This is a genomic window from Sphingobium nicotianae, assembly GCF_018603885.1.
GTDB lineage: Bacteria > Pseudomonadota > Alphaproteobacteria > Sphingomonadales > Sphingomonadaceae > Sphingobium > Sphingobium nicotianae.
This window is the reverse complement of record NZ_JAHGAW010000002.1, coordinates 265,874-280,365: the sequence shown is the minus strand read 5'-3', so window position 1 is coordinate 280,365 and position 14,492 is coordinate 265,874. Positions and strand designations below refer to the sequence as shown.

Sequence of the window (14,492 nt, the reverse complement as noted above, 5' to 3'; positions counted from 1 at the left end):
CGCGAAGGGCTACCGCCGGTGTAAAAGACGAAATTGCGAACGTGGAGCTAACCAGGAGTGCGATCGCGTTTCTTCTGCAAGCGACAAGCACGCCACTTCCTCCCATCCACCGCCCGGTCGCGGCCCAGCCGCTTCTGTCCGGCCGTGGCTTGCCCATGATGGATAGGCGCGCTCGATCGATCATGCTTATCTCATTGCGAACATTGTTGTGTTCGCAGGCGAACGAAGAAGCTTTGTGTCAGGCCTGCAAACGGGGTCGCAGTGCTTCGGGAACGCGGCGTTGCGGATCGGAAACGGTGCGGCACCGGCGGTCGAAAAGGAGCGTGGCTCGTTCCGCTGCATCAAATTGCGGCCAGAACGCCAGGGTGACGGCGCAGGCCCGGGCGGTCGGCGTGCGCCACTCCTCCATTCATGGCTGCATCACCGACGCCGCCGGTCTCCTCGGCGACAATGGTAGTGCGGGGCCATAGCCGAAGCGCATCACCAGGTCGGGCCTCCTGGTTTCCCCGACCACCGCGGCGAGGTCGGCGCGCAGGCGGTTCACTTCGACAGGTTGGTTGATGAAGGCGATCTTGAGTCCCAGATGCGTCGCGGCCAGAGCGAAGCGCTGGCATGCCTGGCCGATCCTGATCCAGTGACCGGGGTCTGCCCGTTCGCCGAAAAAGATCGCGATCCCGGCGGACGAGTCGATCTGGCGCGCATATTTGCGATTTTCCTGTCCGACATTGAACAGCCGGTCGAATGCGAACCGGCCGAGCCCGGAAGGCAGGACAGGGTTGCCGCTCGCCGCGGAAAAGAGCCCGTCGCCCGTCGCCATCGCGCTGCGCGGATTGAACCTGATCCATTGAACCAGTTCACGCATGAAAGCAGGATCGCGCATCTGATCTTCATTGCCGGCGAGGACAAGATCGCGCACTCGGTTCATCCTCGCGCGATCGGTGATGAGCGCGAGGCTCACGCCCGGCGTTGCCACCGCTCGCTCGATTTCGGCAAGATCGGCGGCCGGCACCGCGCGACCGTCATATTCGGCGCGCGTGCACTGGCGTTTGGGTATGGCGTCGAAGAGGGCATCCCACCTGGGGACGCCCGAGGCATAATCGTAACGGACCGCACGACCGTCGGCAGCGATCGACAATTCCCCGGAACGACCAGTTGCGGCTGCGGCAAGTGCGAGGTTGGCCGCCGCGCATCCCAGGCTGACGTACAGATGATGATCGTCGGGATCTACGACGGGCGTCCGCCTCCCGAAGTCCGGTCGAATTTCGATGGCCTCCCGGTCGAGGCGAAATCGCCAGGGCTGCGTGTTGTGGCCGCTGGCCGCCAGCGTAGCATATCGCACGATGGCCTGCAGATCGGGCGGTGCCAGGCTGCCGCGCAGCCGGGCGGCATAGCGATCATAATCGGCCATCGAACCGGCGGCCGCATGCCAGCCGATCATGCCGCTTCCGGCTGTGACGAACGCGGCGCCGGCGCCAATGAGCATTGTTCTCCTGTCCATATCGCCTCGCGAAGAATGTCCGCAGACAGTTAGCGCACTTCGGAAGATGGCCCCTTGATCCTGGTCATGGTCATGCCACTCCAGCGAAGCGTGACCTCGTTGACGGGATTCAAAACAGTCCCGTGGGCGTGGCAGAATGTGCCGAGCAAATCGGCTCCAAGGATCGCGCGATCGGCAGTGTTGTGTCGGCAATAACAGAGCCGATCGTTTTCGCGTCGGCAATGCGGTTACGCAGGTCCCGACTACGCGCCGAGCACGAGCGATGTGCCGGCGAGGCAGAAGAGTGCACCGAAATACATGGAATGGCGGACGATCCTGTACGGGCCCGTCTGCGAGTCATGTCACCAACGGCTTACTTCGGAATTTCCCGGTGGATCCGGCGCGATTCCGGTTTTTGCGGGCGGGTCTGAACGACGCTTTCAGCATGCTGCCAGGCAGGCAAGCTCGTCGCCGGCCAGCTGGAACAGGATAATTTGAGGTGGGGCCTGCATCCGGTTCGGAAAACCGGGATCCGAGACGATGGTGCAGGCCCACGCCATGACTGAAACCAATTCCGATCCGTCGCCAGTTCGCCCGGACCCCTTAAGGGAGAGTCCGGATATCGCCGCAGCCCAGAAACGCGCATTCCATCGTTGAATCTGGGCGCAGACGCATGTGCCGGCCATTGTCGCAAAGGGCCGCCCCGGTTCCGGAGGCAATGCCATGATTCATGATCGCATCGAGCGCGAAGCTCCCGCTGAGATGATCGAGGCGCTGCGACGCCATGCCGAGCCGCTGCCTTCGCCTGCGCTCGCCGAGGAATTCGGCGCCTGCTTCGATCGTTTCGGCGACGCGCAGATCGTTTTGCTCGGCGAGGCAACGCACGGCACCTCCGAATTCTATCGCGCGCGCGCCGCCATCACGCGCCATCTGATTCGCCACCATGGATTCAGCATCGTTGCCGTGGAGGCGGACTGGCCAGACGCCGCCCGCATCGACGACTATGTCCGGCATCAGGCGCCGCGTCCTCGCCGGGGCGACGTGTTCGCGCGCTTTCCCACCTGGATGTGGCGCAATGTCGAAGTGCTCGAGTTCGCCGACTGGCTTCGCGGCCACAATGCCGGGCTGCCGGAGGCGCAGCGAGCCTCCTTTCATGGGCTCGATGTTTACAGCCTGAGCGAGTCGATTCACGCCGTGCTGGCCTATCTCGACACGGTCGATCCGGACGAGGCCGCCCTGGCGCGGAAACGCTATGGATGCCTCACGCCATGGCAAGATGACCCTGCCCATTATGGCTTGGCAGTGGCGCGGAAAGGCCGGCCAACCTGCGAGGACAACGCCGTTGCCCAGCTGCGCGACCTGCTTTCCAAGCGCCTCGACTATCTCGGCCAGGATGGGGAGCGCTGGTTCGATGCGACGCAGAACGCGCGCATCGTGCGCGCCGCGGAGCAATATTATCGCGCGATGTACCGCAGCTCGGCTGAAAGCTGGAATCTGCGCGATCGACACATGTTCAACACGCTCCAGGCGTTGGTCGGGCATCGCGGCGGCGGCGCCAAGGCCGTGGTCTGGGCCCATAACAGCCATATCGGCAACGCGGCCGCGACCGCGATGGGCTGGCGCGGCGAGTTCAACATCGGTGAGCTGTGCCGCACGGCCTATGGCGACGATGCGGTCCTCATCGGCTTCGGCACCGACACGGGGACAGTCGCGGCCGCGGACGATTGGGGTACGCCGATGCGCATCAAGACCGTCCTCCCGGCGCGGGCCGACAGTTACGAGCATGCCTTCCGGCGCACCGGCCTCGCGCGCACGCTGACGGACTGGCGTCGCGCCGACCGGCACGCGCTGGCGAACATATTGCGCACGCCCTTGCTGGAGCGCGCGATCGGCGTCGTCTACCGACCGGAGACCGAATTGCTGAGCCATTATTTCCAGGCCGTGCTCTCCGAACAGTTCGACGCCTGGGTCTGGTTCGAGCAGAGCAGTGCCGTCACGCCGCTCGCCGACGAGCGTCCGCACGGCGCGCCGGAAACCTGGCCGTTCGGGCTGTGACGATGGCTACGCCAGTCGATGCCGCTCCCGTGCCCGTCACGGTTCAGCCCCACGGCCTCAAGGGGCTGTTGGGGTTGCCGGATCGACCAAAAGGTCTCGTCATCTTCGCGCATGGCAGCGGCAGTGGGCGCCTCAGTCCGCGCAACAAGCACGTCGCGCACGGCCTGCATCGCGCCGGCTTCGCAACTCTGCTGATCGACCTGCTGACGTCGCTGGAAGAGCAGGACCGCGCCAATGTCTTCGACATTCCGCTCCTGGCCGGGCGACTCTCGGGCGCGGCGGATTGGGCCAGGCTGCAGCCGGCGCTCGCGCGCCTGCCGATCGGCTATTTCGGCGCCAGCACCGGCGCGGGCGCTGCCCTTCTGGCGGCCTCGGCGGAAAAAAGCGACATCCGCGCCATCGTCTCGCGCGGCGGACGGCCCGATCTGGCCGGATCGCGCGCACTCGCCCATGTGCGCGCTCCCACGCTGCTCATCGTCGGCAGCCGCGACGTGCCCGTGATCGAGCTCAATCGCACAGCCATGCGGCACATGCAGGCGCAGACCGAGCTTGTGATCGTTCCCGGCGCGCACCATCTGTTCGAGGAGCCTGGCACGCTGGACATGGTCATCGAGCATGCCGCGCGATGGTTCCTTCTTCATCTTGAGGAGAGGCCGTGATGTCCTCCGCCCGTCCGGCATTCAGGGATCGCGAGGAGGCCGGCCGCAGGCTCGCGCGGGCTATCGCGGGGCATTGCCCGGATCGTCCCGTCGTCCTTGCGCTGCCGCGTGGCGGCGTGCCCGTTGCGCATGAGATCGCGCAGGCGCTGGGCGCTGATCTCGACCTCCTGTTTGTCCGTAAGCTGGGGGCACCCGGCCATGAGGAATTCGGCATCGGCGCGGTTATCGATGGCGCCCATCCCCAGACCGTCCTGAACGATGAGATCGTCCGCGAACTTTCCCCCGGCAGCGACTATATCCGGAACGAGACGGCGCGACAGCTTCGGGAAATCGATCGGCGCCGACGGGAATATCTCGGCGACAGGAAACCGATCGATCTTACAGGCCGCAACGTCATCCTGGTGGATGACGGAATCGCGACCGGTGGCACGGTGCGCGCCGCACTCAAGGGCCTGCGCAGGGCGCGGGCCGGAAAGATCCTGCTCGCCGTGCCGGTGGCACCGCCTGATGCGCTGAGGTCGCTCGCCAATGAGTGCGACGAGATCATCTGCCTGCTGTCGCCCTATCCATTCTACGCTGTCGGCGTCCATTATGCCGACTTCCGCCAGACTAGCGACGAGGAGGTGAAGCAGCTGCTCGCCGGTGCTGCTCGCACGGAGCAGCAGCCCCCGCCTTCCTCTCCGGCCGTCTAGGCTGCGTGGACAGATTCGGGCGGTCGTCTCATCCTGCCGAACCGGTCCGCCTGGATTGCCCAAAGGTCACCAGGGCCACACTATGAGCAACAATGCACGCCGCGCGTGATCGGCAACCGCCCTCACGATGTCATTCGTCTCGTGCCTCCCGCGTCAGCGAACTTGCTGCAACCGCTCGAATACCGTCACCGCGCTGATCCTCATCCTGCCGATGCCGTCCTTATCGTCCAAGACGCTGCGCCCTTCGCTGCGACCACAGTTAAGTAACAACCCTAATGGCCGCCGCACTCGCCGGCCGGCAAACAAGCCAAGGATTTGTTCCTGCAATCTAATCTCGACTGTCGACGATGATTGCCGCCGTTTCCGGGATCCGGCGAAGGTTCACGATATGATGTGAAGGGAGGTTTCCGCGTGACGAAAGAAGGACAGCTTGCCTGCGACTCCATGGCCTTCGTGCTTGCCGGCGGGCGCGGCAGCCGACTGAAGGAGTTGACCGACGATTGCGCCAAGCCCGCCATCCCCTTCGGCGGCCGGTCCCGTATCATCGATTTCGCGCTTTCGAATGCGCTCAATTCCGGCATTCCTCGCATCGGCGTCGCCACGCAGTACAAACAGCGCGCCCTCATCCGCCATATTGAGCGCCTATCGCCTTTTCTGTCCACCCGACGCAACGGCAGCCTCGACATCTTGCCGGGCTCCGAAGGCAGCGGCGGAATATATTATGAGGGCACGGCGGGCGCGGTCTTCCAGAATATCGACGTCATCGAGCGCCGTGCGCCCCGCCACGTCGTCATTCTCGCCGGCGACCATGTCTACAAGATGGATTATGGGCGGATGCTGCGTCAGCATGTCGCGACCGGCGCCGATGTGACGGTCGGCTGCATCACGGTGCCGCGTGAGGAAGCGCGAGGCTTCGGCGTCATGCATGTCGACGTCGCCGATCGCATCACGGCCTTTGTCGAAAAGCCGCATGATCCGCCCGCTGTGCCTGGCAATCCCGACGCATCGCTGGCCTCCATGGGCATCTATGTGTTCGACACGGCATTCCTGCTGGATGCGCTTCACCGCGACGATGCCGATTTGGGATCGTCCCATGACTTCGGCGCCGACATCATTCCCCATATCGTCCAGCATGGCCGGGCATTCGCGCATCGCTTCGCCGACTCCTGCGTTCGTAGCGCGGAGGAGGTGAATGCCTATTGGCGCGATGTCGGCACACTGGACGCCTATTTCGCCGCTCATCTTGACGTGATGGCGCGCAGACCGCGCTTCGATATGGAGGACGAGCGATGGCCGCTCTGGACTCAGCGGCTGCAGACGGCGAGGGCTCCGCAGCGGCGGGACATGACCTCCCCCCTGATCGTGCATGACGGCGTCCTCGCCGGTTCACGGGTCAGGCGCTCTCTGCTTTCAGACGGCACGAACATTGCCGATCATGCAAATCTGGAGGAAGTGCTCCTCCTGCCCAATTGCCACATCGGTTCCGGCGCGCGTCTCAAGCGCGTCATCGTCGACGCCGGCGTCACGGTTCCGGCAGGGCTGGTCGTGGGCGAAGACCCGGACTTCGACGCGCAGCGCTTCCGCCGTACTGCGGGAGGCGTCTGCCTCGTCACCCAGCAGATGATCGACCGGCTTTCCATGCGGGATGACGTGCGGTCTGCCGCGTAAAGCGCCGCGCCGGCCGGCAGCCAGCATATCGACCTGTTCCCCGGACAAAAAGGCTCATGGCAGACCCTATCAACGCCTTCCTCCACAATACGCACATCGCCTATTTCACGATGGAGATCGCGTTAAGGTCCGAGATACACACCTACAGCGGCGGCCTCGGCATATTGGCGGGCGATACAGCGCGATCCTGCGCGGACCTGCAGCTTCCGGTCGTCTTTCTGTCGCTGGCGAGCCGCTCGGGCTATCTGCGTCAGGAGCTGGATGATCACGGCAATCAGATTGACCGTCCTGATCCCTGGGATCCTGGCGCATGGACCGAACCACTTGACGCCATGATCGCCATCGAGCTGGCAGGCCGGCAGGTCTGGATCAGGCCCTGGCTTCACGTCCTCACCAGCCCGCTTGGCAGCCGCGTACCCGTCATTCTCCTCGACACGGATCTCGACCAGAACGATCCGGCCGATCGCACGATCACCGACCGGCTCTATGGCGGGGATCTGACAAATCGGCTGCGGCAGGAAGCTGTGCTGGGCATTGGCGGCGTGCGCATCTTGCAGGCGCTCGGCTTCATCATTCGCAGCTATCACATGAACGAAGGCCATTCCGCCTTCCTGACCACCGAGTTGCTGCGTCATCATCCCCGGCCCACAAATCATATCGACAGCCCTCCACTTCTGTACGACCCCGAGCATGTCGTGGAGCGCTGCATCTTCACGACGCATACGCCCGTGGAGGCCGGGCATGACCGTTTCCCCTACGATCTCGTCGAACACGAGCTCGGTAGCTTCATCGCAATCGAGGAACTCAAGCGCTATGCGGGGTCCGACGACTGCAATATGACCAAGCTCGCCCTGGCCCTGAGCGGTTATGTCAACGGCGTCGCCCAGCGCCACGCCGAGACGACGGAGCGCATGTTTCCCGGTTATCATGTGAGGGCCATCACGAATGGCGTTCATGTCGCGAGCTGGGCTCACAATGCCTTCGCCCACCTCTTCACGGCTCATTTTCCGCACTGGTCACATGAGCCCGAAGTCCTCTTCCGCGCGGATCAGCTTCCCGACGATGCCATCTGGCAGGCGCATATGCAGGCCAAGGCCGAGCTCATCGACATGACCGCGCAGAAGACGGGCGTCCGGCTCGACCCGGACCGGCCGATCATCGGCTTCGCGCGCCGCATGACCGGATACAAGCGGCCGGAACTGATCTTCAGCGACCTGGAGCGGCTCGAGGCCATTCACACCCGCCATCCATTCCAGATCGTCTGGGCAGGCAAGGCGCATCCCGATGACCTTGAGGGAAAGCAGCTGATAGCCGAAATCAATGACCACATTGCCGCAATGCGCGGCAAGATCGAGATGGCTTTCCTTCCCAATTATGATCTCGATATTGCCAGGACCCTCGTCGGCGGCGCGGACATCTGGCTCAACACGCCGTTGCCGCCGCTCGAAGCGTCCGGCACGAGCGGAATGAAGGCGTCAGTCAACGGCGTGCTCAATCTGAGCATACTTGACGGCTGGTGGGTCGAGGGCTGGATCGAGGGCGTGACCGGCTGGTCGATCGGTACGGACCTCGGGCATCAGGGCGAGCATCATGCGAGCGACCTCTACGACAAGCTCGAAGGAACCGTCCTGCCGCTCTTCTACGAGGATCGCGCGCGTTGGATCTGGATGATGAAGCAATCGATCAGCAAGCTGGCCTCCTACTTCAACAGCCAACGCATGATGCGCCGCTACGCGACGGAGGCCTATCTGCGATGATCGGGTGGACCGGCGCCACCGGTTGCGCAAGTATTCCCTGATCCGTCTATCGCCGAATTGGTCACCTTCTCGCGCCGCGAGCGGGTCTCATGGCCGGCTCCGGTCACGATCGCCGCCTTGGCAAAAGCCGCATCAGGTCAGGTGTTGTACACGCCGATCAAGACAGGGTGGCTCGGTCGAAGCCGCAGCCATCTGGTTCGGGCAACAAGTTACGGCAGCTTGGGGTCAGTCCCGAACAGGATATTCTTGAACAGGTTTTCCTGCCACGTATCTCGCACAGGTGGCTCGTGCCACATCTTCCACTTCTCGCAGACGGGCATGGACTGCATCTTCCTTCATCGCCTTGGTGATGCAATCGAAGTGGAAATGATCGTTGCTCGCCAAAGCAAAGGCGTTGGTGAGATAGGTATCGAAAATGTTACGCAGCGCCATCCACGCTCCCTGTTCCTCGAACCAATATCGACTGTTGCCGGATGAGGTGAAGGAGACGAGTTGCTTGCCTCCCGTCAGGGCGGGCGAATGACGGCCACGCACTTCCAGATGCCTAATTCCCGCACCCAGAACGCGATCAATATAGCCTTTTAGCATCGCTGGCGGGCCGCCAAACCAGATGGGATAGACGATGACGAAGACATCGGTTCCCGACAGGGCTTTTAGCTCTGCCTTCACGTCCTGCGCGAGAGTCGCCTCTCCGCCACCAGGCTGCTCTTCGGCCTTGAGAATCGGGTCAAAGTTCAATCGATACAGATCTCGAATGACGACCTCGTCTCCGAGCTCTTGCGCAACGGCGGCATAGCGCCGCGCGACGGAAAGATTGAAGCTGTCCGGGGAGGGGTGGCTAACGATAACCGTATGTTTCGTGCCCGCAGCCATTCTCTATCCCTTCAGAAATCGCTCGCATTTCTAGGCTCCGGCACCGGCTCTCGCATTCCGCAATTTTACGGAGGTTGCGTTTGGCCATGCTCCCCGCCGCCCTGATGTGTTCGACAGGATGAACGAGGCGACCCCGCATGGCCAGGCTTGTGAAGCGGATGGAGGATGACGAGCTCCCTCGCTCCGTGATGCGGCTCGGGAGATTGAGCGCCAAGAGGCGCGACTGGCGCGAGAACTCGCCCACTTGGCCGAGCCGACTGCGTCGCTGCCGGCGGTTTCGAGGCGATCTATCCAAGGCTCGCACGCTTCGTCGCATCAGCGCAGACAAGCCGGAACGATCGCGGGCAAGGCGCGTTTCAGCAATAAGGTTTCGGCTGCTCCGTCTAGGGGCACCACACTAGGGCGCCTCCTCGTGAGGCGCCTTTCTCATTTTCAGAACCTCTCGCTCGAATTTCAGTCTCTATCGATCAATGAGTCGGTTTTGATCGCTTTGATCGATCAATGTGGCCGAGCTTGTTCGTTTCCCTGTCTCGGAGGGTAGGCATATCCTGCAGTCCTTCCCCTCAAGACCGACTCAGGAGCAGAACAATGAACGCGAAGACCGGAGAGATGAAGGGCAGCGGTTGCCCCATGCACGGCGCTGGCGGTGTCCGCGCGCTGCTCGGCCGCACCAACAAGGACTGGTGGCCCGACCAGCTGGCGACTGAGATCCTCAGCCCCAACGGCCCCTCGAACCCGATGGGCGCGGATTTCGACTATGCCGAGGCCTTCAAGACGCTGGACTACGCCGCCCTCAAGGCCGACCTCCACGCGCTGATGACCGACAGCCAGCCCTGGTGGCCGGCGGACTATGGACATTACGGCCCCTTCTTCATCCGCATGGCCTGGCATGCCGCAGGCACCTATCGCACGGCCGACGGCCGCGGCGGCGCCAATAGCGGGCAGCAGCGCTTCGCCCCGCTCAACAGTTGGCCGGACAACGGCAATCTCGACAAGGCGCGCCGCTTGCTGTGGCCGATCAAGCAGAAATACGGCAGCAAGATCAGCTGGGCCGACCTGTTCATTCTCGCCGGCAATGTCGCGATCGAGAGCATGGGCGGGCCGGTATTCGGCTTCGGCGGCGGCCGTGCCGACGTGTACGAACCGGAGCGCGACATCTACTGGGGCTCGGAAGACAAATGGGTCAACCAGGGCGTCCAGACCCGGATCGATCCTGCCAATGGCCTTGAAGACATCGAAGGGCCGCTCGCCGCGATCCAGATGGGCCTCATCTATGTGAATCCCGAAGGGCCGGGCGGCAATCCGCACGACGACGTGGGCATGGCGCGCGACATGAAAGAAACCTTCCGGCGCATGGCGATGAATGCCGAGGAAATCGTCGCACTCACTGCCGGCGGCCACACCTTCGGCAAGGCGCACGGCAACGGCGATGCGTCGCTGCTGGGCGTTGCGCCCGCCGGCGCCGATCTCGCCGCGCAGGGCTTTGGCTGGGTCAGCAGCCACGAGAGCGGCGGAATCGGCGAGCACACCGTCACCAGCGGCATCGAAGGCGCATGGACCAACACCCCGCGGGAATGGACCGAGAACTATTTCCGCCTGCTGTTCGACTATGACTATGCGCTGGTGACGAGCCCGGCAGGCGCGCACCAGTGGCAGCCGATCGGCCAGAAGGAAGAGGATATGACCCCGGCGGCCTGGGACCCGACCATCAAGGTCCCGACCATGATGACCACCGCCGACATGGCGCTGAAGCGCGACCCCGAGTTCCGGGCGATCAGCGAGCGGTTCCGGCGCGATCACGAAGCGTTCAAGGATGCCTTCGCGCGGGCCTGGTTCAAACTCACGCATCGCGACATGGGCCCGAAGATCCGCTACCTCGGCCCGGACGTGCCTGCGGAAGACCTGATCTGGCAGGATCCGATCCCGGCCGGCACCGTGCCTTCGGAGGCCGAGATCGCGGCGGTGAAGGAGCGGATCGCCCATAGCGGCCTGACCGCCAGCCAGCTGATCAAGACCGCCTGGGCTTCGGCCAGCACCTTTCGGAAGTCGGACTATCGCGGCGGCGCCAATGGCGCGCGTATCCGCCTGGCGCCGCAGAAGGACTGGGAGGTTAACGAACCCGAGATGCTGGCCAAGGTTCTCGACACGCTCGACGGCCTGCGCGGTACGATGTCGATGGCCGACGCGATCGTGCTCGGCGGCGTGGTCGGCCTTGAAAAGGCGATCGCGGATGCAGGCTACAACGTGGCGGTGCCGTTCACCGGCGGCCGCGGCGATGCCAGCCAGGAGCAGACCGACATCGAGAGCTTCCACTGGCTGGAGCCCGAGGCCGACGCCTTCCGCAACTATGTCGGCAAGAAGAAGCTGGCCGTGAAGACCGAGGACATGATGCTCGACCGCGCGTCGCTGCTCGGCCTTTCGGTGCCGGAGATGACAGTCCTGATCGGCGGCTTGCGTGTGCTCGGCGCCAACCATGGCGAGCGCGGCCACGGCCACTTCACCACGCGTTCGGGCCAGCTCACCAACGACTATTTCGTCAACCTGCTGGACATGACCAATGTCTGGAAGGCTGTCGATGGGTCGGGCGACGAAGAGTATATCGCGACCGACCGCACGAGCGGTGGCGAAACATGGCGTGCGAGCCGTGCCGACCTCGTCTTCGGCTCGAATTCGGAGCTGCGCGCGGTCGCCGAAGTCTATGCCGAGAATGGCAACGAGACGAAATTCGTCAGAGACTTTGTTGCCGCCTGGACCAAGGTCATGAATGCCGACCGCTACGACCTGGACTGAGCAGTCTGAACGAAACGGACGGAGGGGCGGCGCGTTGCCGCCCCTTTTTCATTCCGCCGCCAATGCCTGCGCGACATACGTCTCAATGTCGCGCCAGTCCCTGTCCCTGGGATAAGCGCAGCTGACCGCGCGGATGGCGGCCGAAGTCGATGGCGTCGCCTGCAAAGCTGATCTCGCCCGTGGCCTGATAGCGCTCGACCGCTTCGAGGAGCAGGCGGCGGGCGCGATAGATGACGCGGTCGCAGGTGCCGAGATATTTCTGGAGCGATCGACGATGGCCCCCATGTTCTCCTGCACCACGAAATCCTCATAGGCATTGCCGCGCCTGATGATGCCGCTCCAATGACCGGCCTTCATCGCGGCGCAATCCTGGTGCCACATGTTTTCCGGGCCGCCCATGTCGCTGTTGAAATAGCCGGGATCGCCTGAGGTCTGACCGAAATCGACGAGGATACGGTTGGCCGTGTCATAGCGCTTTGAAGCTTCGACCTTCTTCAACACTGCCAGGAGCTCGTGAGCCGAGATCTCGGTGATTGGTCGCCGCCCAAGGGCTGGGAAAGTCTTGCCGATCAACCATCGCGCCTTCTTGAAGGTCATAGGCGCGACGCCTTCGCGCTCGATTTTCTCGAGCCACTCGTTAGCGATCGATTGGAAATCATTCTTCGCAGCGAGCGATTTTGCGATTTTGTCGAGTTTGGACTTTTCTACCGGATCTATTCCCTTGGCGAGAAGTCGACGCGCCTCTCTCTCGCGGGGCTCTGGATACCGCTCTGGAGGCCCGAGCCAAAATCGAACCACTCTTTTTTCGACGTTCGCTGACGTTCACTATAGACCTTTATCCTTATGTTTTTTCAATATAATTTCTTCCTGAAACCGCACCTGAAGTTCGCTGTGGTTCGTTGACAATCGCCCACAGCCTGATAAAAATGTGGGAAAGATTGTGGGAAAGAAATGAGCAAGCTCACTGCGATCTCTGTACGCACCGCCAAGCCCGGACGGCATGTCGACGGGAAGGGACTCTCTTTGTTTGTCGCCCCGACCGGTGGACGCTCGTGGGTCCTGCGCGTCCAAGTGGCCGGGCGCCGCCGCGACATCGGTCTGGGCACCGCAGATGTCAGCAGCAAGCAGGAGCGGCGGCGTGATGGTGAGACAGAAGAGAGCGTCCCGCTTCTCGAACAGCGCCTGCTGACCCTCGCCGAGGCGAGAGAGAAAGCTGCTTTGCTCCGCAAGCTGGCCAAGGCAGGACGCGACCCCGTCGCCGAACGCGACAAGGAGAGGATTGTCCGACCCTCGTTCGCCGAGGCGGTCATAAAGGCCCACGCAGAGTTTAAGGACGGTTGGTCCGAGAAGGAAGCCGACGCGTTTCTGGCGTCCTTGAAGGAACACGCAAATCCGACGCTCGGCAAGAAGCGGGTCGACCATATCGAAGCGAGCGACGTCGCCGAGGCTCTCAAGCCTATTTGGACGGCAAAGCCGTTCATGGGTCGCAAGGTCCGGCGTCGCATCGCGAAGGTTCTCAACTATGCCCGGGCCAAGAAGTGGCGCTCGAGCGAAGCTCCCAACGAAGAGCTTTCGATCCTGCTCGGCAAACATCGCACGAAGAACACGAACTTTCCTGCAATGCCCTACGTCGACACTCCGGCCTACTATCAGCGTCTCGGCAGCAACAATGAGACCATGGGGCGCCTTGCGCTCATGTTTGTTATCGCGACGGCGGCGAGAGGCGGAGAGGTAAGAAACGCTCGGTGGAGCCAGATCGATCTGAAGAAGCGGCTTTGGAACCGGCCAGCCGAAATCATGAAAGGTGATGTCGCTCACAGTATCACGCTGAACGATGCGGCGCTTGGAGTCCTCGAACGAGCTGAAGCCTATCGCAAAGAGGGCGAAAACGACCCGCTCGTGTTTCCGTCGGCGGCACGAAAAGTGATCTCGGATATGACTGTCCTGAAAGTCCTGCGTGACGCCAAGCTGCCGTTCGTGCCCCACGGCTTCCGATCGAGCTTCCGGGACTGGGCGGCTGAAAAGGTCCCGGAGATTCCCGATCCTGTCGCCGAGGCGGCGCTCGCCCATGGGGTGCCGGACAAGGTCGTCGCGGCCTACAAGAGGACGACCTTTCTCGAAATGCGCAGGAACCTCCTCGATAAATGGGGAGCCTATCTGCTCACACCGCCGGCTGCGGAAAGGGCGGCCTGAGGGTCGGCATGGGTTGCCCAGGCGGACTGTCTTTGCCCCAACGGGTCCAAGCCTCATTTGCCGAGCCGACTGGTCACCAGCCGCTCCAGGCTCGATACCGTCACGAGCGTGGCTCGGCCGATCTTGAGCGTCTCAATCTCGCCCGCGTCGACAAGCTCGTAGAACATGGTCTTGCCGATGCCGAGCATGGCGCACGCCTTGGAAACGCGGACGCATAATGCCGGCACATCCGGCATCGAAAAAGAGCCGGCCTCCTCAAGCATACGGGCACGATCCAGTTTCGCGGTGACGGGGGACGGGGCCTCCGGAACGTGATCGGACGGGGCGC

At 63.0% G+C, this 14,492-nt stretch carries 12 protein-coding genes; 8 read left to right on the top strand and 4 right to left on the bottom strand.

Features of this window, described 5'->3' with window-relative positions; translation table 11 throughout:
• Positions 1-409: 409 nt before the first annotated feature.
• Positions 410-1,690, bottom strand: coding sequence for an Acg family FMN-binding oxidoreductase (locus tag KK488_RS04080; protein WP_250890053.1), 1,281 nt, complete (start codon positions 1,688-1,690; stop codon positions 410-412).
• Between the two features lie 510 nt (positions 1,691-2,200).
• Between KK488_RS04080 and KK488_RS04070 the strand changes: the two genes are divergently transcribed.
• The 5 genes from KK488_RS04070 (at position 2,201) to glgP (ending at position 8,308) form a co-directional block, all read left to right on the top strand.
• Positions 2,201-3,532: an erythromycin esterase family protein gene (locus KK488_RS04070; protein ID WP_214621850.1), complete on the top strand. Its 1,332-nt coding sequence runs from the start codon at positions 2,201-2,203 to the stop codon at positions 3,530-3,532.
• Positions 3,533-3,534: 2 nt separating this feature from the next.
• Positions 3,535-4,191: a dienelactone hydrolase family protein gene (locus tag KK488_RS04065; protein WP_214621849.1), complete on the top strand. Its 657-nt coding sequence runs from the start codon at positions 3,535-3,537 to the stop codon at positions 4,189-4,191.
• Positions 4,191-4,883, top strand: coding sequence for a phosphoribosyltransferase (locus tag KK488_RS04060; RefSeq protein WP_214621848.1), 693 nt, complete (start codon positions 4,191-4,193; stop codon positions 4,881-4,883). Before KK488_RS04065 ends, KK488_RS04060 begins: the two co-directional genes overlap by 1 nt.
• Positions 4,884-5,294: 411 nt before the next feature.
• Positions 5,295-6,551 carry a glucose-1-phosphate adenylyltransferase gene (locus KK488_RS04055; protein WP_349356844.1) on the top strand — a complete coding sequence of 419 codons (1,257 nt, stop codon included), beginning with the start codon at positions 5,295-5,297 and terminating at the stop codon, positions 6,549-6,551.
• A gap of 56 nt (positions 6,552-6,607) precedes the next feature.
• Complete coding sequence (glgP, locus tag KK488_RS04050; protein ID WP_214621847.1) at positions 6,608-8,308, top strand: alpha-glucan family phosphorylase; 1,701 nt, start codon at positions 6,608-6,610, stop codon at positions 8,306-8,308.
• Between the two features lie 225 nt (positions 8,309-8,533).
• On the opposite strand, the gene KK488_RS04045 is transcribed toward glgP, so the two are convergent.
• Positions 8,534-9,181: an NAD(P)H-dependent oxidoreductase gene (locus KK488_RS04045; protein ID WP_214621846.1), complete on the bottom strand. Its 648-nt coding sequence runs from the start codon at positions 9,179-9,181 to the stop codon at positions 8,534-8,536.
• Positions 9,182-9,769: 588 nt separating this feature from the next.
• Between KK488_RS04045 and katG the strand changes: the two genes are divergently transcribed.
• Positions 9,770-11,971: a catalase/peroxidase HPI gene (gene katG, locus KK488_RS04040; protein WP_214621845.1), complete on the top strand. Its 2,202-nt coding sequence runs from the start codon at positions 9,770-9,772 to the stop codon at positions 11,969-11,971.
• A 48-nt stretch (positions 11,972-12,019) separates the two neighbouring features.
• Here the strand turns inward: katG and KK488_RS21260 are convergent, their stop codons facing one another.
• Positions 12,020-12,568: a phage integrase central domain-containing protein gene (locus tag KK488_RS21260; RefSeq protein WP_432653833.1), complete on the bottom strand. Its 549-nt coding sequence runs from the start codon at positions 12,566-12,568 to the stop codon at positions 12,020-12,022.
• On the opposite strand from KK488_RS21260, the gene KK488_RS21255 reads away from it, so the two are divergent.
• Both KK488_RS21255 and KK488_RS04030 read left to right on the top strand, forming a co-directional pair.
• On the top strand, positions 12,485-12,790 hold the full coding sequence (locus tag KK488_RS21255) for a hypothetical protein (RefSeq protein WP_250890051.1): 306 nt from the start codon (positions 12,485-12,487) through the stop codon (positions 12,788-12,790). The genes KK488_RS21260 and KK488_RS21255 overlap by 84 nt on opposite strands.
• 132 nt (positions 12,791-12,922) lie before the next feature.
• Entirely contained in the window at positions 12,923-14,164 is a 1,242-nt protein-coding gene (locus KK488_RS04030; RefSeq protein WP_214621844.1) for a tyrosine-type recombinase/integrase, read from the top strand.
• Between the two features lie 53 nt (positions 14,165-14,217).
• On the opposite strand, the gene KK488_RS04025 is transcribed toward KK488_RS04030, so the two are convergent.
• Complete coding sequence (locus KK488_RS04025; RefSeq protein ID WP_214621843.1) at positions 14,218-14,400, bottom strand: helix-turn-helix domain-containing protein; 183 nt, start codon at positions 14,398-14,400, stop codon at positions 14,218-14,220.
• Between the last annotated feature and the right edge of the window lie 92 nt (positions 14,401-14,492).

What these genes read in the sequence shown, in the direction of transcription:
- KK488_RS04070 (WP_214621850.1), top strand. Translation starts at nt 2,201, where the DNA reads ATGATTCATGATCGCATCGAGCGCGAAGCTCCCGCTGAGATGATCGAG.
- KK488_RS04065 (WP_214621849.1), top strand. Translation starts at nt 3,535, where the DNA reads ATGGCTACGCCAGTCGATGCCGCTCCCGTGCCCGTCACGGTTCAGCCC.
- KK488_RS04060 (WP_214621848.1), top strand. Translation starts at nt 4,191, where the DNA reads ATGTCCTCCGCCCGTCCGGCATTCAGGGATCGCGAGGAGGCCGGCCGC.
- glgP (WP_214621847.1), top strand. Translation starts at nt 6,608, where the DNA reads ATGGCAGACCCTATCAACGCCTTCCTCCACAATACGCACATCGCCTAT.
- KK488_RS04045 (WP_214621846.1), bottom strand. Translation starts at nt 9,181, where the DNA reads ATGGCTGCGGGCACGAAACATACGGTTATCGTTAGCCACCCCTCCCCG.
- katG (WP_214621845.1), top strand. Translation starts at nt 9,770, where the DNA reads ATGAACGCGAAGACCGGAGAGATGAAGGGCAGCGGTTGCCCCATGCAC.
- KK488_RS21260 (WP_432653833.1), bottom strand. Translation starts at nt 12,568, where the DNA reads ATGACCTTCAAGAAGGCGCGATGGTTGATCGGCAAGACTTTCCCAGCC.
- KK488_RS04030 (WP_214621844.1), top strand. Translation starts at nt 12,923, where the DNA reads ATGAGCAAGCTCACTGCGATCTCTGTACGCACCGCCAAGCCCGGACGG.
- KK488_RS04025 (WP_214621843.1), bottom strand. Translation starts at nt 14,400, where the DNA reads ATGCCGGATGTGCCGGCATTATGCGTCCGCGTTTCCAAGGCGTGCGCC.